At 62.0% G+C, this 20,491-nt stretch carries 25 protein-coding genes; 13 read left to right on the forward strand and 12 right to left on the reverse strand.

Going from position 1 to position 20,491, the window contains the following annotated elements; translation table 11 throughout:
* The first annotated feature begins 12 nt into the window (after positions 1 to 12).
* The 6 genes from pth (at position 13) to NKI58_RS30385 (ending at position 4,743) form a co-directional block, all read left to right on the forward strand.
* Positions 13 to 738 carry an aminoacyl-tRNA hydrolase gene (pth, locus tag NKI58_RS30360; protein ID WP_352568009.1) on the forward strand — a complete coding sequence of 242 codons (726 nt, stop codon included), beginning with the start codon at positions 13 to 15 and terminating at the stop codon, positions 736 to 738.
* A 3-nt stretch (positions 739 to 741) separates the two neighbouring features.
* Entirely contained in the window at positions 742 to 1,305 is a 564-nt protein-coding gene (locus NKI58_RS30365) for a hypothetical protein (protein WP_352645069.1), read from the forward strand.
* 77 nt (positions 1,306 to 1,382) lie between these two features.
* A complete protein-coding gene (ychF, locus tag NKI58_RS30370) occupies positions 1,383 to 2,486 on the forward strand; it encodes a redox-regulated ATPase YchF (RefSeq protein ID WP_352637245.1) in 1,104 nt (367 codons plus the stop codon).
* Between the two features lie 217 nt (positions 2,487 to 2,703).
* On the forward strand, positions 2,704 to 3,678 hold the full coding sequence (gene corA / locus NKI58_RS30375; RefSeq protein WP_352637247.1) for a magnesium/cobalt transporter CorA: 975 nt from the start codon (positions 2,704 to 2,706) through the stop codon (positions 3,676 to 3,678).
* Between the two features lie 136 nt (positions 3,679 to 3,814).
* A complete protein-coding gene (locus NKI58_RS30380; protein ID WP_352575772.1) occupies positions 3,815 to 4,276 on the forward strand; it encodes a MaoC family dehydratase in 462 nt (153 codons plus the stop codon).
* Entirely contained in the window at positions 4,273 to 4,743 is a 471-nt protein-coding gene (locus NKI58_RS30385; protein WP_023678444.1) for a MaoC family dehydratase, read from the forward strand. The genes NKI58_RS30380 and NKI58_RS30385 overlap by 4 nt, the downstream gene beginning before the upstream one ends.
* A 43-nt stretch (positions 4,744 to 4,786) precedes the next feature.
* Here NKI58_RS30385 and NKI58_RS30390 read toward each other — a convergent pair whose 3' ends face one another.
* The 4 genes from NKI58_RS30390 to petA all read right to left on the reverse strand — a co-directional run bounded on the left by NKI58_RS30390 (position 4,787) and on the right by petA (position 8,386).
* Positions 4,787 to 5,332, reverse strand: coding sequence for an adenine phosphoribosyltransferase (locus NKI58_RS30390; RefSeq protein ID WP_254819181.1), 546 nt, complete (start codon positions 5,330 to 5,332; stop codon positions 4,787 to 4,789).
* Positions 5,333 to 5,545: 213 nt separating this feature from the next.
* Entirely contained in the window at positions 5,546 to 6,418 is an 873-nt protein-coding gene (locus tag NKI58_RS30395) for a cytochrome c1 (RefSeq protein ID WP_352788816.1), read from the reverse strand.
* Positions 6,419 to 6,506: 88 nt separating this feature from the next.
* Positions 6,507 to 7,808, reverse strand: a complete 1,302-nt coding sequence (locus NKI58_RS30400) for a cytochrome b (RefSeq protein ID WP_352586768.1) — start codon at positions 7,806 to 7,808, stop codon at positions 6,507 to 6,509.
* Positions 7,809 to 7,825: 17 nt separating this feature from the next.
* On the reverse strand, positions 7,826 to 8,386 hold the full coding sequence (petA, locus tag NKI58_RS30405; protein WP_023719206.1) for a ubiquinol-cytochrome c reductase iron-sulfur subunit: 561 nt from the start codon (positions 8,384 to 8,386) through the stop codon (positions 7,826 to 7,828).
* 280 nt (positions 8,387 to 8,666) lie between these two features.
* On the opposite strand from petA, the gene NKI58_RS30410 reads away from it, so the two are divergent.
* A complete protein-coding gene (locus NKI58_RS30410) occupies positions 8,667 to 9,023 on the forward strand; it encodes a cupin domain-containing protein (protein ID WP_023679479.1) in 357 nt (118 codons plus the stop codon).
* Positions 9,024 to 9,050: 27 nt separating this feature from the next.
* Here the strand turns inward: NKI58_RS30410 and NKI58_RS30415 are convergent, their stop codons facing one another.
* From NKI58_RS30415 to NKI58_RS30430, 4 genes are read right to left on the reverse strand one after another with little or no spacing between them, the layout of a single operon-like run.
* The gene (locus NKI58_RS30415; protein ID WP_352788811.1) at positions 9,051 to 9,365 is read right to left on the reverse strand and encodes a DUF6665 family protein; all 315 of its coding nucleotides are present in this window, start codon (positions 9,363 to 9,365) and stop codon (positions 9,051 to 9,053) included.
* Positions 9,366 to 9,389: 24 nt separating this feature from the next.
* On the reverse strand, positions 9,390 to 11,270 hold the full coding sequence (locus NKI58_RS30420) for an ABC transporter ATP-binding protein (RefSeq protein WP_352788808.1): 1,881 nt from the start codon (positions 11,268 to 11,270) through the stop codon (positions 9,390 to 9,392).
* The gene (locus NKI58_RS30425) at positions 11,267 to 13,156 is read right to left on the reverse strand and encodes an ABC transporter ATP-binding protein (protein ID WP_352788805.1); all 1,890 of its coding nucleotides are present in this window, start codon (positions 13,154 to 13,156) and stop codon (positions 11,267 to 11,269) included. Before NKI58_RS30425 ends, NKI58_RS30420 begins: the two co-directional genes overlap by 4 nt.
* 26 nt (positions 13,157 to 13,182) lie before the next feature.
* Entirely contained in the window at positions 13,183 to 13,725 is a 543-nt protein-coding gene (locus tag NKI58_RS30430; protein ID WP_352586760.1) for a hypothetical protein, read from the reverse strand.
* 281 nt (positions 13,726 to 14,006) lie between these two features.
* On the opposite strand from NKI58_RS30430, the gene NKI58_RS30435 reads away from it, so the two are divergent.
* The 3 genes from NKI58_RS30435 (at position 14,007) to NKI58_RS30445 (ending at position 15,552) form a co-directional block, all read left to right on the forward strand.
* Positions 14,007 to 14,468 (forward strand): tRNA (cytidine(34)-2'-O)-methyltransferase, encoded by a 462-nt coding sequence (locus tag NKI58_RS30435; RefSeq protein ID WP_352788801.1) that lies wholly within the window; start codon positions 14,007 to 14,009, stop codon positions 14,466 to 14,468.
* A gap of 170 nt (positions 14,469 to 14,638) precedes the next feature.
* Complete coding sequence (gene soxR, locus NKI58_RS30440) at positions 14,639 to 15,082, forward strand: redox-sensitive transcriptional activator SoxR (protein WP_352788798.1); 444 nt, start codon at positions 14,639 to 14,641, stop codon at positions 15,080 to 15,082.
* A gap of 119 nt (positions 15,083 to 15,201) precedes the next feature.
* Positions 15,202 to 15,552 carry a hypothetical protein gene (locus tag NKI58_RS30445; protein WP_156937440.1) on the forward strand — a complete coding sequence of 117 codons (351 nt, stop codon included), beginning with the start codon at positions 15,202 to 15,204 and terminating at the stop codon, positions 15,550 to 15,552.
* 36 nt (positions 15,553 to 15,588) lie between these two features.
* Here NKI58_RS30445 and NKI58_RS30450 read toward each other — a convergent pair whose 3' ends face one another.
* The gene (locus NKI58_RS30450; protein WP_023679487.1) at positions 15,589 to 15,846 is read right to left on the reverse strand and encodes a hypothetical protein; all 258 of its coding nucleotides are present in this window, start codon (positions 15,844 to 15,846) and stop codon (positions 15,589 to 15,591) included.
* Between the two features lie 103 nt (positions 15,847 to 15,949).
* On the opposite strand from NKI58_RS30450, the gene hemF reads away from it, so the two are divergent.
* The 3 genes from hemF to NKI58_RS30465 all read left to right on the forward strand — a co-directional run bounded on the left by hemF (position 15,950) and on the right by NKI58_RS30465 (position 17,851).
* The gene (hemF, locus tag NKI58_RS30455; RefSeq protein WP_352456466.1) at positions 15,950 to 16,864 is read left to right on the forward strand and encodes an oxygen-dependent coproporphyrinogen oxidase; all 915 of its coding nucleotides are present in this window, start codon (positions 15,950 to 15,952) and stop codon (positions 16,862 to 16,864) included.
* 257 nt (positions 16,865 to 17,121) lie between these two features.
* Positions 17,122 to 17,382: a DUF1344 domain-containing protein gene (locus NKI58_RS30460; protein ID WP_352788794.1), complete on the forward strand. Its 261-nt coding sequence runs from the start codon at positions 17,122 to 17,124 to the stop codon at positions 17,380 to 17,382.
* A gap of 283 nt (positions 17,383 to 17,665) precedes the next feature.
* Positions 17,666 to 17,851, forward strand: a complete 186-nt coding sequence (locus NKI58_RS30465) for a DUF1059 domain-containing protein (protein ID WP_023679490.1) — start codon at positions 17,666 to 17,668, stop codon at positions 17,849 to 17,851.
* 3 nt (positions 17,852 to 17,854) lie between these two features.
* On the opposite strand, the gene NKI58_RS30470 is transcribed toward NKI58_RS30465, so the two are convergent.
* Genes NKI58_RS30470 through NKI58_RS30480 form a run of 3 tightly spaced genes read right to left on the reverse strand, consistent with a single transcriptional unit; the run spans position 17,855 to position 20,395 of the window.
* Positions 17,855 to 19,123 carry a CCA tRNA nucleotidyltransferase gene (locus NKI58_RS30470; RefSeq protein ID WP_352788791.1) on the reverse strand — a complete coding sequence of 423 codons (1,269 nt, stop codon included), beginning with the start codon at positions 19,121 to 19,123 and terminating at the stop codon, positions 17,855 to 17,857.
* Positions 19,120 to 19,752, reverse strand: coding sequence for a CoA pyrophosphatase (locus tag NKI58_RS30475; protein ID WP_352854176.1), 633 nt, complete (start codon positions 19,750 to 19,752; stop codon positions 19,120 to 19,122). Before NKI58_RS30475 ends, NKI58_RS30470 begins: the two co-directional genes overlap by 4 nt.
* 13 nt (positions 19,753 to 19,765) lie before the next feature.
* Complete coding sequence (locus tag NKI58_RS30480) at positions 19,766 to 20,395, reverse strand: DUF1285 domain-containing protein (RefSeq protein WP_023679493.1); 630 nt, start codon at positions 20,393 to 20,395, stop codon at positions 19,766 to 19,768.
* Positions 20,396 to 20,491: the final 96 nt, after the last annotated feature.

Consider the following 20,491-nt stretch of genomic DNA (forward strand, 5'->3'; position numbering starts at 1 on the left):
CCGGAGGCGACGATGCTTGTCTTTGCAGGCCTCGGCAATCCGGGCGCGAAATACGCCAACAACCGGCACAATGTCGGCTTCATGGCGGCGGACGCGATCGCCCGCCGCCATTCCTTTTCGCCCTGGTCGAAGAAATTCCAGGGTCTGATCGCCGAAGGCACGCTTGCCGGCGAAAAGGTGATCCTGATCAAGCCGCAGACCTTCATGAACCTGTCCGGCCAGTCGGTCGGCGAAGCCTTGCGCTTCTACAAGCTCGGCCCTTCGGCGCTGACTGTCTTTTATGACGAGATCGACCTTGCCGCCGGCAAGGTGCGGGTCAAGGTCGGTGGCGGTTCCGGCGGCCACAACGGCATCCGCTCGCTCGACCAGCACGTCGGCAAGGATTTTCGCCGTGTGCGCATCGGCGTCGGCCACCCCGGCGTCAAGGAAATGGTGCACGGCCATGTGCTTGGCGATTTCGCCAAGGGCGACCGCGAATGGCTGGACGTGCTGCTCGACGCAATCGCCGATGGTGCCGGATTGCTTGCCAAGGGCGACGACAATTCGTTCATGAACCGCGTGACGCTGGCGCTGCGCGACAAGCTCACGCCGACGGACGACGACGATCGCCCGCCGCCCAAGGCGCCAAAGGCGCAAAGCCACGTCCGCCAGGCGCGGCCGCAGCAGCCGGCGGCCAAGCTGCCCGAAACCGGCCCGATGGCGGCCATGCTGAAGAAGCTTTTTGGCGGCAAGGACTGAGCCATGGATCTGGATGACATTCAGGAATTGGTCCGTCTCATCAGACAGAAGTATGTTGATTATTTCGTCGCCGCTGCCGGCGAACTTGCTCGCAACAGCCAAGGATCGCATGCGACCGAAATCAAGTTTTCGAACGTCGATTCCTTCTATCGAAATTTCATCGCGGTTGATTTCGTCAGTAATGACGGACAGCCAAATCCGCAATTCATCAACAGCGATTCCTATGTGAAATTCTCTCCGGATATTCACGCCGGGATGGGTGGAATGGATGTCCTCATCTCACCTTTCAGGTGGGATGAGGTTCATTTTAAATTCCCTATAAATGAGCTCGACGGCGATCTCTTCGACGAATGGTTTCGCGGCTGGTTCGATATCGATGGCGAGCGTGAAACATCGGAGACCGTCGGAAACGTCATTCACAGTGCGCAATTGCTCGACGGGCAACTGACCATCGATTTCGGAACCGCTGAGGTCGACGCGTTCTGGCATCTTCTACAAATACTGAGCAGGTCCGGCGTTCGTTCGTTGGCGATAGGCACCGATGACATCGCGCAGCGTCTGAATTGAATTGCGCCTTGACGATCATCGGCGCTTTCGCCCATAGCCCTGATCAAATTTCGATTTCCCGATAGGACCAGACAAAAATGGGTTTCAAATGCGGCATCGTTGGCTTGCCCAATGTCGGCAAGTCGACGCTCTTCAATGCGTTGACCAGGACGGCGGCGGCGCAGGCCGCCAATTATCCGTTCTGCACCATCGAACCGAATACCGGCGAGGTGGCGGTGCCCGACCCGCGCCTGCAGAAGATCGCCGCGATCGGCAAGTCGAAGGAGATCATCCCGACCCGCATCTCGTTCGTCGACATTGCCGGCCTGGTGCGTGGCGCCTCCAAAGGCGAAGGGCTTGGCAACCAATTCCTCGCCAACATCCGTGAGGTCGACGCCATCGTCCATGTGCTGCGCTGCTTCGAGGATGACGACGTCACCCATATCGAGGGCCGCATCGATCCTGTCGCTGATGCCGAGACCGTCGAAACCGAATTGATGCTTGCCGACCTCGACAGCCTTGAGCGCCGCATCGTGCAGATCCGCAAGCGTGCCGCCGGCAAGGACAAGGAAGCAGCGACCGTACTTCCGATGATGGAAGCGGCGCTTGAACTGCTGCAGGCCGGCAAGCCCGCCCGCATCCTGCTCAACGGCATCTCGGCTGAGGATCTGCGCATCCTGCAGGGGCTGAATCTCTTGACCTCACACCCGGTGCTTTACGTCTGCAACGTCGCGGAAGCCGATGCCGCCACCGGCAACGCGCATACCAGGGCGGTCGAGAAGTTGGCCGCCGCGCAAGGTGCCCGCACCGTTGTGATTTCCGCGGCGATCGAGGCCGAGGTCGCCCAGCTCTCGGACGAAGAGGAAATGGAATTCCTGGCAACGCTCGGTCTGGACGAACCCGGCCTGAACAAGGTCATCCGCGCCGGCTACGAGCTGCTCCAGCTCATCACCTACTTTACCGTTGGCCCCAAGGAGACACGCGCCTGGACCGTGCACAAGGGCGCCAAGGCGCCGCAGGCGGCAGGCGTCATCCACACCGATTTCGAGCGCGGCTTCATCCGCGCCCAGACCATCGCCTATGACGACTTCGTCAGGCTGGGCGGCGAAGTCGCGGCCAAGGAGGCCGGCAAGGCGCGCGACGAAGGCAAGGAGTATATCGTCCAGGACGGCGACATCATGCTGTTCAAGTTCAACACCTGAACCGGCGAGGAAGCCCAATGGTCACCATTGCCGTCGCTCGATGACAAACTTCAAAGCAGGGTGTCGCAGTGCCTCTTGCGCTGCTTGACGGGCCATCGTGCGGGGTCTAAGGGGCCTCTGCACCGGCCTCGCGCCTCGCCTGCCCGTGTCCGTGCGATGTGACTGACGCGCCCCCTCCAAACGAACGCTCTTTGGCAACAGCAAGGGAGACCCGGCGATGATCAAGGCCTTCGTCGTCGACAATGATCGCCTGCGCCTGGTCGACGATCTCCTGCAAAACAGCGACACTGTCGTCTGGGTCGACCTCTTCAACCCGACAAAGGAAGAAGAGACGACAATCGAGACCTGGCTCGGCATCGCCGTTCCGACCCGCGAAGAGATGGAAGAGATCGAGATCTCGAGCCGTCTCTACGTCGAGGACGGCGCCTACTTCATGACCGCCATTCTGCCTGCGCAGACCGAGGTGAACGATCCGTTGATGTCGCCGGTTACCTTCGTGCTCGCCGGCAGCAGGCTGATCACCGTGCGGTACCACGAACCGAAGGCGTTCAAGACCTTTCCGCTGCGCGCCGAAAAGGTGGCGACCGGTTGCACCAGCGGTGACACCATCCTGATCGGACTGCTGGAGGCGATCGTCGACCGCCTCGCCGACATTCTGGAGCGCGCCGGCCGCGACGTCGAGGCGATCTCGCGCGACATCTTCGAGGCACGCTCGACCAAGGTTTCCAAGCGCAACCGCGACTTCCAGGAGCTGTTGAAAGGCATTGGCCGCAAGGAGGACCTCGCCTCCTCGATCCGCGACAGCCTGATCTCGCTGCAGCGCCTTGCCGGCTTTCTCGCCCATGCCTCCACGCAAAGCAGGATGAGCAAGGACAGCCGCGCTCGCATCAAGACCTTGTCGCGCGACGTCCTGTCGCTCGCCGACCACGCCACCTTCCTGTCGCAGAAGATCAGCTTCCTGCTCGACGCGACGCTCGGCATGATCTCGATCGAGCAGAACGCCATCATCAAGATCTTCTCGGTCGCCGCTGTCATCTTCCTGCCGCCGACGCTTGTCGCTTCAATCTACGGCATGAATTTCGACATCATCCCCGAGCTCAAATGGCACTTTGGCTATCCCTTCGCCATCGGCATGATGGTGCTTTCGGCAATCCTGCCCTTCTGGTATTTCCGCCGCCGCGGCTGGCTATAGGGTCGTCAATACCGCGCTGCGGCTTGGGCGCAGCGGGCTGGCGCAATAGAAATTGCTTGACCAAATGCCACGCTGGCCTGCATCCGGGACCCGGACCCGTAGCGATCGTACAATCCTGAACAGGATTTTCCAGACCATGACCGCAAAGACCTGGGCTTATGAGGATTTTATCGAGGGCGCTTCGCTCGACCTCGGCACCAAGCTGGTAAGTGCCGCCGAAATCATAGAATTCGCCGGTGAATTCGATGCCCAGCCGATGCATCTCGACGAGGCCGCCGGCCAGGCCAGCATTCTCGGCGGGCTGGCGGCTTCGGGCTGGCACACCTGCGCCATGTTCATGCGCATGCTGTGCGATGCCTTCCTGCTCGACTCGACCTCGCAGGGCGCGCCGGGCGTCGACCAGGTCAAATGGAAACGGCCAGTCCTGGCCGGCGACCTGTTGACCGGCAGCACCACCGTCCTTGCCAAGCGACTGTCCAGATCGAAGCCCCGGCTTGGCCTGGTGACCATGCGCAGCGAGTTGTTCAACCAGCGCGGCGAAGGTGTTTTCGAGCTCGAAAACACCGTCATGTTCCTCACCCGCGAGGGCCGTGCGTGAGCCTCGACGAATTCTTCTGCATCGGTATCACCGTCACGCTCGGTTCGCATCGATTCGAACCGGAGGCGATCAAGGCGTTCGCCCGCAAATACGATCCGCAGATATTCCATATCGATGAAGAGGCGGCGAGGAACAGCATATTCGGCGGGCTCTGCGCCTCGGGCTGGCACACCGCCGCCACCTGGATGAAATTGAACCTCGAGGCTGGCATAGAGGCAGAGGTCGCCCGCTGGCCCGGTCCTGGGCCGGTGCCGGAATTCGGCCCCTCGCCCGGCTTCAAGAATCTCAAATGGCCCAAACCTGTCTATGCCGGGGAAACCGTGACTTTCACCCGCACCGCGCTGGCCCATCGCCCCATCGCCTCGCGACCGGGCTGGCGGCTGCTGACGCTCCGCTCAGAGGCCTTCGATTCGACCGGCGACAAGGTCATCGAATTCGAAAGTGCCGTGCTGGTGAAGGTGGAATGAGCGGAGTTCTTTCCCTCTCCCACAGGGGAGAAGGAAGAAACGCTCAATGCCCCTCAAACCCGATCAGCGTCCTCACCGGTACGCCGAGCGCCTCTAACCTCTCTCGGCCGCCAAGGTCCGGCAGGTCGATGACGAAGCAGGCGGCGAGGATATCGGCGCCGATCTGCCGCAATAGCTTGACGGCCGCCTCGGCCGTGCCGCCGGTGGCGATCAAATCGTCGACGAGGATTACCTTCTCGCCTGGAGAAACACCGTCCTTGTGCATCTCCATCTCGTCCAGCCCGTATTCCAGGCTGTAGGCGACGCGCACCGTCTCGTAAGGCAACTTGCCCTTCTTGCGGATCGGCACGAAGCCGGCCGAGAGCTGGTGGGCGATGGCGCCGCCGAGGATGAAGCCGCGCGCCTCGATGCCGGCGATCTTGTCGATCTTGAGGCCGGCATAGGGATGCACCAGTTCGTCGATGGCGCGGCGGAAGGCCCGCGCATTGCCGAGCAGCGTGGTGATGTCGCGAAACAGGATGCCCGGCTTGGGATAATCCGGAATGGTGCGGATCGCGGCAAGCAGCGTCTCTTCGAGCGAGGATTTCATCAAGCGGCTCTCCGGGCCTTTCAGATTCGGCTGAAGACGTGAAGGGAATGGGCCAATCGTAACCCGCTGCAGCTAAGTCCGGCTACCGCCATGTGACGCCTGACGGAAAATTGTCCGGCAAAGGGCCTGCTCTGCGCCGGCAGCGATGAATCGACATGCCTGTAATGAAAAGGGCGCCTTTCGACGCCCTCGCATTCTCGCATATCGCAGGGCTCAGTGCGCTACGCCGGCCCACACCTTGCGCTTGGTCAGGTAGACCAGCGCACCGAACAGCAGCAGGAAGACCAGCACGCGAAAGCCGGTCTTCTTGCGATCCTCGAGGTGTGGCTCGGCCGCCCACATCAGGAAGGCCGACACGTCGCGCGAATACTGGTCGACCGTCTGCGGCGCGCCGTCATCATAGGTTACCTGGCCGTCAGAGAGCGGCTTCGGCATCTTCAGCGACACGCCGGACAGGAAGTACGGATTGTAATGCGTGCCTTCCGGTATGACCATGCCCGCCGGCGGCTGCTGGTCGTAGCCGGTCAGCAGCGAGTGGATGTAGTCGGGACCGCCCTGGGCATATTGCGTGAAGATGTCGAAGACGAAGCGCGGGAAGCCGCGTTCGACGCCGCGCGCCTTGGCCAGCAGCGACATGTCGGGCGGTGCTGCGCCGCCATTGGCCGCCGCCGCCGCTTCCGCATTGGGGAACGGCGCCGGGAAATGGTCGGACGGCTTGCCGGGGCGATCGAACATGTCGCCGGCATCGTTCGGGCCGTCGTGGATCGTGTATTCGGCCGCCAGCGTCTTGATCTGCGCATCCGAATAGCCAAGGCCTTCCAGCGTGCGGAACGCCACCAAATTCATCGAATGACAGGCTGAGCAGACTTCCTTGTAGACCTTCAGCCCGCGCTGCAGCTGGGCCTTGTCGTAGGTGCCGAACGGCCCGGCGAAGCTCCAGTCCATTTCCTTTGGTTCGTGTATCGGGAAATGCGTCAGCGCCGCCTCGTTGTGCGCCTCTTCCTGGGCGCGCGCTCCAGTGCCTGTGGCCCCAATGCCCGCGGCCACAAGGCCAAGCAGCGCCAGCGAGGTGAGAATCTTCTTCATGCAAATCCCCTTGAGATTCTCTGACGCGCTGTCATCGTCTCGAGCATGATCTTGTCCGAAAACCGGTTTCCACTTTTCGGGATCATGCTCAGCCTTTGGTTTCCGGCGCGGCCGTGGCGCCGGCAGGATGTCCACCGCCACCCTTGTTCTTCCCGAGCACCGCCTCGGTGATCGAATTCGGCAGCCGCCGCGGCGTCTCGATCAGCCCAAGTACCGGCAGCGCTACCAGGAAGAAGGCGAAGTAGAACAGCGTCGCCATCTGCGCCATGAACACATAGCTGCCCTCGGCCGGCTGCGAGCCCAGCCAGCCGAGCAGGATGGCGTCGGCCACGAACAGCCAGAAGAACAGCTTGTACCAGGGCCGGTAGACTGCCGAGCGCACCTTCGAGGTGTCGAGCCACGGCACCAGGAACAGCATGACAATCGCGCCGAACATGCAGAGCACGCCGCCGAGCTTGGAGTTGATGGGCCCGATATTGAAGGTGATAGCGCGCAGGATCGCGTAGAACGGCAGGAAGTACCATTCCGGCACAATGTGGGCCGGCGTCTTCAGGGGGTTGGCAACGGTGTAATTGTCCGGATGGCCGAGATAGTTCGGCAGATAAAAGACGAAATAGGCGAAGACGAACAGGAACACGATCATGCCGAACCCATCCTTGATGGTCGCGTAAGGCGTGAAGGCGAGCGTGTCGGTCTTCGATTTGACCTCGATGCCGGTCGGATTGTTCTGGCCGACGACGTGAAGCGCCCAGATGTGCAGCACGACGACGCCGGCGATCATGAACGGCAGCAGGTAATGCAGCGCAAAGAAGCGGTTCAGCGTCGGATTGTCGACCGCGAAGCCGCCGAGCAAAAGTTGCTGGATCCAGTCGCCGACCAGCGGGATCGCCGTGAAGAAGCCGGTGATGACGGTGGCGCCCCAGAAGCTCATCTGGCCCCAGGGCAGCACATAGCCCATGAACCCGGTCGCCATCATCAAGAGGTAGATGATGCAGCCGAGGATCCACAGCAACTCGCGCGGCGCCTTGTAGGAGCCGTAGTAGAGGCCACGGAAAATATGGATGTAGACGGCGACGAAGAAGAACGACGCGCCGTTCGAATGCAGATAGCGCAGCAGCCAGCCCGAATTGACGTCGCGCATGATCTTCTCGACCGAATCGAAGGCGAGAGTGCTGTCGGCCGCGTAGTGCATGGCCAGCACGATACCGGTCAGGATCTGCGCCGCCAGCATGAGCGCGAGAATGCCGCCGAAGGTCCAGGCGTAATTCAAATTGCGCGGCACCGGATAGGCGATGAAGCTGTCATAGACCAGCCGCGGCAGCGGCATGCGCGAATCGAACCAGCGTCCGATGCCGGTCTTGGGCGTATAGGTCGAGTGTCCCTCGCTCATGGAAAATATCCCTTGCCTCAGCCGATACGGATCTTGGTGTCGGAAATGAACTGGAACACCGGCACCGCCATGTTCTCGGGCGCCGGCCCCTTCCGGATGCGGCCGGCGGTATCGTACACGGAACCGTGGCACGGGCAGAACCAGCCGCCGAAATCGCCTTCCTGGCCGAGCGGGATGCAGCCGAGATGGGTGCAGACCTGGACCATCACCATCCAGGCTTCCTTGCCCGGCGTGGTGCGGTTGGCGTCGGTTGCCGGGGCGTCGGCCGGCAAATTGGCGTTGCGGGCGATTGGATCCTTGAGCTCGGCGAGATTGACCGCCTCGCCGTCCTTCATCTCTTGCTCGGTGCGGTTGCGCACGACCACCGGCTTGCCCCGCCACTTCACAACGAGCGACATTCCTGGCGTCAGCGAAGATACGTCGACCTCAACCGAGGCAAGGGCCAGCGTCGAGGCATCCGGACGCATCTGATCGATGAACGGCCAAGCGACAGCGCCCGCGCCGACCACCGCCGCCATGCCGGTGGCGACGTAGAGAAAATCACGACGGTTGGGATCCTGGGTGTCGGTTGCGCTCACGGGTGCCTGATCCTTTCGTCTCTTCCGTGCCGGCGGCCGAGCCTGTTCCCCGCTCAATCACGCCGGCCCGACAGCGCATGGCGAACAGGCTAGCGAATTCCTCCGGCATTTGGGACTTGGGTTTATGCGTGAAGCCTGTTTTTGTCCAGACGGGTGAAGGCACAAGGGCAGATTGTCGCGGGGACGTAATTTGCCCAGCGGAACGATTGGAAAACAGCAGCAAAACCAAACGGCTGCGCTCACCTCGACAGCGGACGCTGGCCCGGTTTATCCTCGCCCTATGGCGCATGTCATAGACCGCGACAAGTGGGCCGAAGCGCCCGACCACTGGCCCGACCACTGGCAGGGCGAGTTGCAATGCGGCGCCTACGGCTCCAACAGCTGCCTGATCTTCAACTACCTGCCCGAGATCGGCGGCGGCCCCAGGCTGCACAGCCACCCCTATTGCGAGATTTTTATCATCCGGACCGGGACCGGCCTGTTCACCGTCGGCGACCGGCAGATCGAGGCCACAGCCGGCCAGATCCTGATCGTGCCGCCGAACACGCCGCACAAATTCACCAATCTCGGGCCAGGCCCGCTGGAAACCACCGACATACACGAGAACGGCAGCTTCATCACCGAGTGGCTGGAATAACGCTTCCCAAACCAGTTCCGGTTCGGATCATGCGCTAGCGCCGAGCCTGGCCAGCACGGCCTTGGGAATGTTGTATTCCCGGATCACCGCGTCGTGCTTGCGCAGGCCGCAGAGTTCGCGCTGGATGAAATACCCGTGCACCGCTTCGGCTGCATCCCTGAGCAGCCGGGCACGGTCGACACTGTCGCAATTCTCGCGCAGCCTCGTCAATGTTTCCTCGACGCGCCGGCTGGCGCGGCCGAGCGCTGCCGCCTTTTCACCGAGGATTTCATGGCCAAGCAGGTCCAACGCGCTCTCCTGCGCGCCGGACCGTCCGAAATTCGATGGCATTCTCACCGCCATGATTTCACTCCGCTTTATAGAAAACTACTCCGCCGGCCGGGTCTCGGCCAACGCGCTCTCTTCGTTGAACAGGAAGCCGCCGGACTGCCGCTTCCACAGCCTGGCATAGAGCCCGTCGAGCCCGACCAGCTCGTCATGCGTGCCTTGCTCGACGATGCGGCCCTCGTCGAGCACCACCAGCCGGTCGAGTGCCGCAATGGTCGACAGCCGATGCGCGATGGCGATGACCGTCTTGCCTTCCATCAGCCTTGCCAGATTTTCCTGGATCGCCGCCTCGATGTCGGAATCGAGCGCCGAGGTCGCCTCATCGAGCACCAGGATCGGTGCATCCTTGAGGAAGACGCGGGCGATCGCCACGCGCTGGCGCTGGCCGCCGGAGAGCTTGACGCCGCGCTCGCCGACATAGGCCTCGTAGCCGATACGATCGCGATTGTCGCGCAGACCGAGGATGAACTCGTGCGCCTCGGCCTTCTTCGCTGCCGCGACCACCTCGGCGTCGGTCGCTTCCGGCATGCCGAGCTTGATGTTGTCGCGCAGCGAGCGGTGGAAAAGTGCCGTATCCTGGCTGACGACGCCGATATTGGCGCGCAGCGAATTCTGCGTGACCATGGAGACGTCCTGCCCGTCAATGGTGATCTTGCCGCTCTCGAGGTCGTAGAGGCGCAGGATCAGATTGACCAAGGTCGTCTTGCCGGCGCCGGACGGGCCGACCAGGCCGACCTTTTCGCCCGGCCGCACGACGAGGTCGATGCCGTCGAGCACGCCGGACCCCTTGCCGTAGTGGAACTCGACATTGCTGACGTCGATGCGCCCGCCGCCGACGACAATCTCTTTCGCGTCCGGCGCATCGGTCAGGCCGAGCGGCTGTGAGATCAGCGCCTTGGAGTTTTCCAGCACGCCGAGGTTCCGCAAGATGCCGTTGAGCTGCATCATCAGCCGGCCGAGCAGCATGTTCAGCCGCAGCACCAAAGACAGCGTGAAAGCCACGGCGCCGACTGTGATCGAGCCCTCGACCCAGAGATAAACGGCAAAGCAGGCGATCGCCGTGATCATAATGCCCGACAGCATCGTCAGTGCCATGCGCACGCCGGTCAGCCGGCGGGTGAACGGGCGCAGCGCGTCGAGATAGATGTCGAAGCCGTTCCTGATGTAGCGGTCGTCGCCATCGGCCGAGAACAGTTTCAACGTCTGGATGTTCGAATAGGAATCGACAAGGCGGCCGGTGATCATCGAGCCGGCTTCGGCGGTGGCTTCGGCATGCTTGCGGATCGCCGGCAAATAGCGCCTGGCCAGCAAGCCGAAGGCGGTAATCCAGATCACCACCAGCACCGCCAGCCGGAGATCGAGCCCGGCGACCAGCGCCAGCGTCGTCACCGTATAGACGACCATGAACCAGACGACCTCGATGAAGCTTTCCATCAGATCGCCGGTCGCCTGTCCCGCCTGCCAGACCTTGGTCGCGATACGTCCGGCAAAGTCGTTCTGGAAGAAGGCGTAGGATTGGCGCGAGACATGGCGATGCGCCTGCCAGCGCACCAGATTATAGAAACCCGGCGTGATCGTCTGCTCGTCGACCAGCGCCGACAGGCCGACGACGATGGTGCGGATGACCAGCACCACCGCGATCATGAAGACAAGTTCCGGGCCGGCGGCAGTCCACAACGCGTGCCAGCTGCGTTCGCCGGGAAGCTGGTCGAGGATGTCGACCAGCCGCCCGACGAAATAGAACAGTCCGGCTTCGACTAACGGCGCGATGCCGCCGATCAGCAGCATGGCGAAGAAGGCGATCTTCGCCTGCCCGACATAATGCCAGAGGAAACCCCTGACGCCGGCAGGTGGCCGAAGGTCCGCAGGCTCCCGGAATGGATAGACCCAGTTCTCGAACCAGCGGTAGATGGCAGTCATTCGGCGGCTTCACCCTTGACGAGTGCATCGTTGGCGGCTGCATCGTTGGCAGAGGGGCCGTCGTCGAGCAGGAAGCCGCCCGACTGGCGCTGCCAGAGCTGGGCGTAGAGCCCGCCGCTGGCAACCAGTTCCTCATGCGAACCTTCCTCGATGACGCGGCCCTTGTCCATGACGACGAGCCGGTCCATGGCGGCGATCGTCGACAGCCGGTGCGCAATGGCGATGACGGTCTTGCCTTGCATCAGTCTGTAGAGGTTCTCCTGGATGGCCGCCTCGGCCTCGGAATCTAGGGCAGAGGTCGCTTCGTCGAGGATAAGGATTGGTGCGTCCTTCAGCATAACACGGGCTATGGCGATGCGTTGCCGCTGGCCGCCGGACAATTTGACGCCGCGATCACCGACATGCGCGTCGAAACCCTTTCGACCGTTAGAATCCGACAATCCGGCGATGAAATCCAGCGCCTCGGCGCGCCGCGCCGCCTCGATCAGCATCTGGTCACTGGCGTCCGGCCGGCCATAGAGGATATTCTCGCGCACCGAGCGATGCAGCAGCGAGGTGTCCTGCGTGACCATGCCGATCTGGGCGCGCAGCGAGTCCTGCGTCACCGCCGCAATGTCCTGGCCGTCGATCAGGACCTTGCCGCTTTCGAGGTCATAGAAGCGCAACAGAAGATTGACCAGCGTCGACTTGCCGGCACCCGAACGGCCGACGATGCCGACCTTCTCGCCCGGCTTCACCGTCAGCGACAGGCTTTCGATCACGCCTTTCTGCTTGCCATAGTGGAAGCGGATGTCCTCAAAACGGATCTCCCCCTTGGTCACGGCAATATCCTTGGCGCAAGGCCGGTCTTCGACGAGGCGCGGCAGCGAGATCGAGGCGATGCCGTCCTGCACCGTGCCGATATTCTCGAACAGCGTGGACATCTCCCACATGATCCATTGCGACATGCCCCAGAGCCGAAGCACGAGGCCGATGACCAGGGCGACGGCGCCGATCGTCACGGCTTGGCCGAGCCACAGCCATAGCGAGATTGCGGTGACCGAAAACAACAGCAGCGAATTCAGGACGTAGAGCAGGCCGTAGAGTTGTGTCACCAGCCGCATCGACCGGTAGACTGTATCGAGAAAGCCGGCCATACCGTCCTTGGCGAAGGATGCCTCGCGCCGCGCATGCGAGAACAGCTTGACCGTCTGGATGTTGGAGTAGCTGTCGACGACACGGCCGGTCATGGTTGAGCGCGCATTGGCCTGCTCCTCGCCGACCTTGCCCAGCCGCGGGATGAAATAGCGCAACAGCAGGACATATCCGGCAAGCCAGACGGCAAGCGGCGCAGCCAGCCGCCAGTCTGCCGAGCCGACAATGAACAGCATGCCGAGAAAATAGACGACGATATAGTTGAGCACATCGATGAGCTTGATGACGCACTCGCGCACCGCGAGCGCGGTCTGCATCAGCTTGGTCGCGATGCGCCCGGCAAACTCGTCCTGATAGAAGCTCATCGACTGCTTGAGCAGGTAACGATGCACCTGCCAGCGGATACGCATCGGATAATTACCCATCAGCGTCTGCTGGTTGAGCAGCGAATGGAACCAGACCGTCGCCGGCAGCGCGAAAACCACGATGAATGCCATGCCGACCAGCTTCAAGCCTTCGGTCTGCAGGAACGTCTCGCGATTCTGTCCGGACAGCCAGTCGACGATCCGGCCCATGAAGCCGAACATCCACACCTCGGCAAGGGCGATGGCCGTCACCAGTACCGCATCGAGAGCGATGTAGGGCCACGCGCCGCGCGTATAATGCACGCAGAAGGCGATCAGTGTCCGCGGCGGCTCGACCGGCTCCTTGGCAGGGAACGGATCGAGCTTTTTTTCAAACCAGCTAAACATAGAGATGCTCACAATACTGTTTCCGCTCACGCGGCACGCGAACGGACGAGGTGCCCAGACCGCATGGCGTCAAGGACCGGCGATACGGAATCGTCCGCCTCGCCGGTCCTGCTTCGCGCTATATAGGTTGTCGCGGGCCTTTCGCCGACAGTCTCGTTTGACGATGCTGACGACGTTTTGACGATCCGGATTTTCGCGCCGGTTTTTGCACCAGGCCGGATCAGCCTGATGATCCGGCGCACCAGCGACGGCCGGCTATAGTCCGGAACGGCGCGCGAGAAATCGACGTCCGGCAGCATGCCGCGATGCGGACGCCGGCGGGTCTCGGCGTGAACCGCCGACGAGTAGGTCTCGCCGATCAAAAGCGCCCAGGTCGCAGTCTTGCGCTCGTGCAGGCTTCTTGAGCCGGGTATTCTACAGGGATCGAACATCGGTCCGTCCTCCAGTTGAAGATGCAGGTAGAGGGGTGAACCAACCCAGGCCGCGGGCACGCGCGGCGCGGCAAAGGTGGCATCGGTCGAAGCGTGTTCAGGTGGGGCGTTCAGCCCCTTCCACAGCTTGAAAAACATCGCAGGATTCCTTCAAAGGCCGAAAGGTTTCGGCGGGAATCGGTGCGATTGAAGTCTAAAAGGTCAGGAGAATCGTCGTACCGAAACCGCCGTTGGGCTGGTAAGCCCACGAGAGGGGTGGTGGATGTGCATGGCCATCATGAATTACCCCTCCATCGGTTCGGGTTGACAATGCTGGCCGTATAACCGACTTCGCAGAAAATGACCACCCGCCAGTCCAGGAATTTCCAAAACCGCGAGAGCTCTGTGGCTGATCTGCCACTTATTAGAAAGACGCGGAAATGAACGACCGTCTCCGTATCGCGCTCTACCAGCCTGATATCGCCGGCAACACCGGGACAATCCTGCGCTTCGCCGCTTGCCTCGGTCTCGGCGTCGACATCATCGAACCGGCGGGCTTCCCGCTCGGTGACCGGGCGCTGAAACGGGCCGGCATGGACTACCTCGAAATGGCGGCGCTCACCCGGCATGTCGACTGGCACGCCTTCGAGGACTGGCGCAAGCTTGCCATGCGGCGGCTGGTGCTGCTGTCGACCAAGGCAGCTGCCGCCTACACGGATTTCGCCTTTGCCGGCGACGACATTCTCTTGTTCGGCCGTGAATCCGCAGGCGTGCCGGACGCCGTTCACGAGGCGGCGGATGCGCGACTGATCATCCCGATAATGCAGCCCGGCGCGCGCAGCATCAACGTCGCGCTTTCCGTTGCGATGGTGGCGGCCGAGGCGATCCGGCAGCTCGGCTAGGATGTGTACGCGATCGCCGGCCGCAGCGACCAAGGCGTCGTCCTCACGCAACACTGCGTCCTCTCCGGTCATTCTCATCCAGACGCCCATCGCCTTCTCCTGCCGTTTGCATCTTCGAGGCTTCTTCGCTACAAGCTCAACTTAACTTGAGGTCAAGCGGAAAATCGGAGATGGCTGCGGCAACGGAATTAACAGTCGGCCAGGTGGCGATGCGCAGCGGCGTGGCGGTGTCGGCGCTGCATTTCTACGAAGCACGCGGGCTGATCCGCAGCCACCGCACATCAGGCAACCAGCGGCGTTACGGCCGCGACGTGCTGCGACGGGTGGCGATCATCAAGGTAGCGCAGGAGGTCGGCATTTCGCTGGCCGAGATCGGCACAGCCCTTCGATCATTGCCTGAGGGCCGGACGCCGACGCGCGAGGATTGGAACTTGCTTTCGACGGCTTGGCGCGACGACCTCGACCAGAAAATTAGTCAGCTCAAGAAGCTGCGCGACGGGCTGAGCGACTGCATCGGCTGCGGCTGCATGTCGATCGACAAATGTCCGCTGCGGAATAAGAACGACAGGCTGGCAAGGGACGGCGCGGGCGCCCGCAGGCTGGTCCTGCGTTGAAGCCATGACGGTCTGGACGGGTTCAGCGAACTTATCCTGTCCGTTAGTCACTATACAGTCTTGTGAAGTTCATGTGCCCGTGCTTGATACGCCCCTGCAACTAATCTTGGGGGGCAGAATTGAAATTTGCATACAAGACTTACGCCGCGTTGCTTGGCGCCATTGTGTTGGCTGGATGCATGCCGAGCGAAGGTGAATGGAATACGGCAAGGACTTTGGTTCAGGGCAGTCCTGCCATGTATAAGAAAGTGCTTACGGAATGCATCAGGCATTCGGAGCAATCGCCTCTCAGTTCGAAGCAGGAAGCTGGCAAGATCATGAATGTCAGCGCAGCCGCGGCGCCACGTGTCTGGTGCGGAAGAACCGTGCGGGCCTTCGCGAATGGGCGCCTGACGTATGCCGAGATGAAAAGAGCGCATCTTGGAACGGGCGACAGAAGCGTGTTTATCAAGATCGTTCAGGGCAGATGAACTAGCCCTGATACGTTCAGCCTCGAGACCGGAGCGTTAATCCGCCGCCGGCAGCCGCCTGATGGTGAATTCGATGACGTCGCCCGGCCGCTCGAACCAGCTTTCGATCTCGGTCCAATAGGCCTGCTTAGGAAAGCGCTCGAACCATTCCTTCGCCTTGAGACGAGCGTCGGAGCGCGGCAGCACGAAGGTCTCGCGCAGGAAGCCGTCGCGCGGCATGCGCGCGTTCTCGGCGCGCGAACGGTCGAGCCTCTTCTTCAGGCCATCCAGCGGCGGTCTTGCCGGGGTGCGCACGAAAGAGCTCCATTCACACTTGACCCTTGCACCCAAGAGATTAGGGATCGCGGCCGGAAAAGACGAGTCATTTGTCGGGCGCGCCCGCAACCGGAGACAGGATTTGCAACGACCCGAGATACCGGCGGGGCTGCCAGCCGACATCGAACAGAAGAAGACGAAGGCACGGCTGTGGTTCGAGACGTTGCGCGAGCGCATCTGTGCCAGCTTCGAGCAGATCGAGCAGGACCTGCAGGGGCCGCAGGCCAGCTGGTCGCCCGGCCGCTTCGAAAAGACGCCGTGGCAACGCGATGCCGGCAAGGGCGGCGGCGGTATCATGTCGATGATGCACGGCCGCGTCTTCGAGAAGGTCGGCGTCCACACCTCGACCGTCCACGGCGAGTTCTCGCCCGAATTCAGGAAGCAGATGCCGGGCGCCGAAGAGGACCCTTCCTTCTGGGCAAGCGGCATTTCGCTGATCGCCCATCCGTGGAACCCCAACGTGCCGGCCGTGCATATGAACACGCGCATGGTCGTCACCTCGCGCCAGTGGTTCGGCGGCGGCGCCGACCTGACACCGGTGCTCGACCGCCGCCGCAGCCAGGACGACCCCGACACGATCGCCTTCCACAGAGCGATGCAATTTGCCTGCGAGAAGAACGCGGCGATCGCCGACTACGTGAAATTCAAAGCCTGGTGCGACGAGTACTTCTACCTGCCGCACCGCGACGAGCCACGCGGTACCGGCGGTATCTTCTTCGACTGGCTGCATTCGGATGAGGACAATGGCGGCTGGGACGCCGATTTCAACTTCGTCCAGGACGTCGGGCGATCTTTTCTCGTCGTCTACGGACATCTGGTGCGCGCCAACTTCAATGACAACTGGACCGATGGCGACCGTGACGAGCAGCTCATCCGCCGCGGCCGTTATGTCGAATTCAACTTGCTTCACGATCGCGGCACCATCTTCGGGCTGAAGACCGGCGGCAATGTCGCCTCGATCCTGTCCAGCCTGCCGCCAGAAGCGAAATGGCCGTAAAATCTCGGTGAGCACGACGTGAGCCGCAATCGGGTCCAAATCCCCAGAATTTGACGGCGAATGTGGCGCAAGGCGCGCCAGAAAATATCTTTTTCGTCTAATATACCATTGTAAAGATTGGGCTATTTGTCGCGTCGGGCCGGGAAACGCCGGCGGTTCTTTACTCCCGAGAACCGCGACCCGACGTGACCGGACGGCCCATGATTGAATGGGGCACCTTTCCCAAGCGGTGCCCGCATTTTCCAGGAGAGCATGCCATGCGCAAGCTTATTATGACCGCAGCCACCGCTGCCGTTCTCGCCTCTGGTACTGCCGCATTCGCTGCGGTCAAGCACACCACCGGCACGATCAAAAGCTTTGATGGAACGGCGATGAGCCTAGTTCTGGATAACGGAGCCACCTTTACGTTGCCCCAGACCTTCAAGGATCCTGGCCTGAAGGTCGGCGAAAAGGTCCGCGTCACGTGGGATATGAGCGGCAAGGATAAAATTGCCGAGGCAGTCAAGATCGTGAAGTGATGTCCTGCCCGCTGGAGCAAGACGAGGTCTTACTCCTGGGTAGCGTAAGAGGGCGGAGCAGCGATGCTCCGCCTTTTCGCAACAACCCGATCACTAGAGGGTCGCGTGTCGGCTTGGACGCACGGCACTCTAAGGCAACCAAAACCGTTCGATCGTGTTATGCTTAGCTGGCCAGCGTGTAGCCCGGATACCGTACGCGGTTTCCGGATCGCGCAATCAAAGGTCTGGAGCTTCCGTGTCAGTGCGCTGTGCGGCGCTCCAAGGAGGAGATGAGGAGAAGCCGATGAAGGAATTCCATTGCGGGTCGCTCGTACCCGGCTGCGAGTGGCACACACGCGCCGAGGAGGAGGCTGAGGTCATGCGCCGTGCCGTCGAGCATCTGCGCGAGACGCACGGCGAGACGGTGATCCGCGAGACGATGATCGAAGCGATCCGCTCGCGCATCGAAAAGGTCCGCGACGCAGCGTGACAGTCAGGATTCGAGTGCCTCCGCGGCGCGCTTGAGCAGCGCGCCGCGATCAAACGCAAAACCGGACTCGACCCATTCCTTTTCGAGATTCTTCAACGTTGCACCAAGCTTCGGCCCCGGTGATGCGCCAAGCGTCGTCAGATCGGCGCCCTTGACCGGAAAAACAGGGTTTTGCCATTTTGCAGCGAAGGCAAGCAGGCGCGAGAAGCCGCCGGCTTCGAGCAGTGCGTCATTGTCCTCGATCGCGCGGGCTCGAGCGGAAGCGAGCAACAGCCGCAACCGATCGACAAAGCCTTGGCGGTCGCCAAAATAGAGCCTTTTCGCCAACTCTCCTTCGGTCGTTTTCGGATCGACGGCAGCTGTGATCGCCCAATTCCGCAGCCGGCTTGCTTCGCTCACGGAAAGCCTCAATCTCTCGGCAAGCGTTTTCATGCGCGCGGCATCCGGCGGCACGATGGCTTCCAGCCTGAGCAGCGGGTCCGGCGCCCAGGCCAGATCCTTCTCGGTCTTGGTCAGCCCGTGGATGGCATCGATGCCCCATTTCTCGCTTTCCGGCAAAACGGCGGTCAGAACGCCGGCCTGGCGCATCCACAGCAGCGCCCGCGACGGATCCGGCGCCGACAGCAATTTCTTCAATTCCCACCAGACGCGCTCGACCGAAAGCTGGTCGAGCCCCTGCTTCAGCCGGGCACAAGCCTTCAACCCTTCGGCATCCGGCCTGCCGTCGCCATACCATGCGAAGAAACGGAAGAAACGCAGGATGCGCAGATAATCCTCGCGGATACGCGCTTCCGGATCGCCGATGAATCGCAGCCTCCGCGCTTCGATATCGGCGATACCGCCGACCAGATCGACGACCGTTCCATCGGCCTCGGCATAGAGTGCATTGATAGTGAAATCACGCCGCTCAGCGTCGGCTTTCCAGTCGCGGCCGAACGACACTTTGGCGCGCCGGCCGTCGGTTTCGATATCGGCACGGAGCGTGGTGACCTCATAGGCCTTGCCGTGGCCGACCGCGGTGACTGTGCCATGCTCGATGCCGGTCGGTACCGTCTTGAAGCCTGCCGCCTCGGCGCGCCGGATGGTTTCCTCGGGCACCGTGGTGGTGGCGATGTCGATGTCGGCGACCGGCTGGCCGATGAGCGCGTTGCGCACCGCACCGCCGGCGATACGCGCCTCCTCGCCGCCATCAGTCAGAGCGGCGAGCAGGCGCTGCAGGTGGTGTTCGCCGAGCCACCCGGCCTTGCCCGCGATCGACACTGGATCGCTCACGAATAGAGCCTTTCATAAAGCGTACGGATGATGCCCGCGGTGACGCCCCAGATGCGCTGGCCGCCATAGGGCATCTCGTAATAGAACCATTCGAGGTCGTTCCACATGCGACTGTCTCTGGTGTGGTTGGCGGGGTCCATCAGAAAGCCCAGCGGCACCTCGAAGACGGCATCGACTTCGTCGGAATTCAGCGTCAGGCTGAAACCGGGCCGTACAATCCCGAGCACCGGGGCGATGCGATAGCCGCTGCCGGAAACGTAGTCCGGCAGACGGCCGATGATCTCGATGTAATCACTATCGAGACCGATCTCCTCGGATGTCTCGCGCAACGCCGCCGTTTCCGGGCTCGCATCGGTTAGATCGATGGTACCACCGGGGAAAGCCACCTGCCCCGAATGGTTGCGCAGCTTTTCCGCCCGCCTGGTCAAAAGGACCGTGGCTTCATGGCCATGATCGACCACCGGGATGAGCACGGCGGCATCGCGCAGCGCCTTGGCCAGCTTCAGCCTGGGATGGCCCGGATTGAAGCGGTGGTCGCCAAAATCGTCGCCGGCATGCGCCAGCGGCTGTGCCGCGACGCGCTGGCGAAACCCGGCAGCGGAAAACGGCAACGGCATCACCTGATCCATCATAGGCGGTCCATCATGCGCTCAGCCGTTTCAGTTTCTCAGCCGGCATGATTGGATAGACCTCGCCTTTGGAACGGACGGCAAACATCGTCTTGCCACCGATGTCGATCTCTTCGCCGTGCTCGACCAATTCGTACATCACCGGCCGTGCCACCAGCGCCTCCAGCCGCCCGCGCACCAGCACATAAGGCTTCAGGCCACCTGTCTCGTCCTCATCGACGAAGCGCAGCGGGTGTCCCGCCCCAGCCTCTACCACGTCGCCGACATTGGTGCGAAAGGTGACGATTTGTCCGTCGCCGGCGCCCGACACGTCCATCTCGACGGCAATGAAGGGCGCGTCGGCGACGCGGATGCCGACCTTTTCCACCGGCGTCACCAGGTAGGTTCTACCGTCCGCGTCCTTGCGCAGCACTGAGGAAAAAAGCTGCACCAGCGGCATCCGGCCGATCGGCGTTCCCAGATAGAACCAGGTGCCGTCCTGCTTGATTTCCATGTCGAGATCGCCGCAAAATGCCGGATTCCAGCGTTCCACCGGCGCCGGCCCCTTGCCAGCGCGCGTCGCGCGCGAGACCAGCGCCTCCAGCCCGCGCGCCTCGGTCGCGGCCGTCAGCCTCTCTTCACGATGGTCGGCGGCTTCCGTCATGGTCACGAAATAGTCACTGTTGTTCCGCTTGTCAGCCTAAGTCTGTGATTTAAGTTCATTGCAGGCGCCATGCGAGGCCGAATCGCGGCATTCTCT

This window comes from Mesorhizobium sp. M0522, assembly GCF_040321085.1.
Classification (GTDB): domain Bacteria; phylum Pseudomonadota; class Alphaproteobacteria; order Rhizobiales; family Rhizobiaceae; genus Mesorhizobium.

What these genes read in the sequence shown, in the direction of transcription:
- NKI58_RS30465 (WP_023679490.1), top strand. Translation starts at nt 17,666, where the DNA reads ATGAAGGAATTCCATTGCGGGTCGCTCGTACCCGGCTGCGAGTGGCAC.
- NKI58_RS30365 (WP_352645069.1), top strand. Translation starts at nt 742, where the DNA reads ATGGATCTGGATGACATTCAGGAATTGGTCCGTCTCATCAGACAGAAG.
- NKI58_RS30395 (WP_352788816.1), bottom strand. Translation starts at nt 6,418, where the DNA reads ATGAAGAAGATTCTCACCTCGCTGGCGCTGCTTGGCCTTGTGGCCGCG.
- NKI58_RS30410 (WP_023679479.1), top strand. Translation starts at nt 8,667, where the DNA reads ATGGCGCATGTCATAGACCGCGACAAGTGGGCCGAAGCGCCCGACCAC.
- soxR (WP_352788798.1), top strand. Translation starts at nt 14,639, where the DNA reads ATGGCTGCGGCAACGGAATTAACAGTCGGCCAGGTGGCGATGCGCAGC.
- NKI58_RS30480 (WP_023679493.1), bottom strand. Translation starts at nt 20,395, where the DNA reads ATGACGGAAGCCGCCGACCATCGTGAAGAGAGGCTGACGGCCGCGACC.
- NKI58_RS30380 (WP_352575772.1), top strand. Translation starts at nt 3,815, where the DNA reads ATGACCGCAAAGACCTGGGCTTATGAGGATTTTATCGAGGGCGCTTCG.
- pth (WP_352568009.1), top strand. Translation starts at nt 13, where the DNA reads ATGCTTGTCTTTGCAGGCCTCGGCAATCCGGGCGCGAAATACGCCAAC.
- NKI58_RS30400 (WP_352586768.1), bottom strand. Translation starts at nt 7,808, where the DNA reads ATGAGCGAGGGACACTCGACCTATACGCCCAAGACCGGCATCGGACGC.
- NKI58_RS30430 (WP_352586760.1), bottom strand. Translation starts at nt 13,725, where the DNA reads ATGTTTTTCAAGCTGTGGAAGGGGCTGAACGCCCCACCTGAACACGCT.
- NKI58_RS30390 (WP_254819181.1), bottom strand. Translation starts at nt 5,332, where the DNA reads ATGAAATCCTCGCTCGAAGAGACGCTGCTTGCCGCGATCCGCACCATT.
- ychF (WP_352637245.1), top strand. Translation starts at nt 1,383, where the DNA reads ATGGGTTTCAAATGCGGCATCGTTGGCTTGCCCAATGTCGGCAAGTCG.
- corA (WP_352637247.1), top strand. Translation starts at nt 2,704, where the DNA reads ATGATCAAGGCCTTCGTCGTCGACAATGATCGCCTGCGCCTGGTCGAC.
- NKI58_RS30420 (WP_352788808.1), bottom strand. Translation starts at nt 11,270, where the DNA reads ATGACTGCCATCTACCGCTGGTTCGAGAACTGGGTCTATCCATTCCGG.
- NKI58_RS30475 (WP_352854176.1), bottom strand. Translation starts at nt 19,752, where the DNA reads ATGGATCAGGTGATGCCGTTGCCGTTTTCCGCTGCCGGGTTTCGCCAG.
- NKI58_RS30460 (WP_352788794.1), top strand. Translation starts at nt 17,122, where the DNA reads ATGCGCAAGCTTATTATGACCGCAGCCACCGCTGCCGTTCTCGCCTCT.
- NKI58_RS30435 (WP_352788801.1), top strand. Translation starts at nt 14,007, where the DNA reads ATGAACGACCGTCTCCGTATCGCGCTCTACCAGCCTGATATCGCCGGC.
- NKI58_RS30425 (WP_352788805.1), bottom strand. Translation starts at nt 13,156, where the DNA reads ATGTTTAGCTGGTTTGAAAAAAAGCTCGATCCGTTCCCTGCCAAGGAG.
- NKI58_RS30415 (WP_352788811.1), bottom strand. Translation starts at nt 9,365, where the DNA reads ATGGCGGTGAGAATGCCATCGAATTTCGGACGGTCCGGCGCGCAGGAG.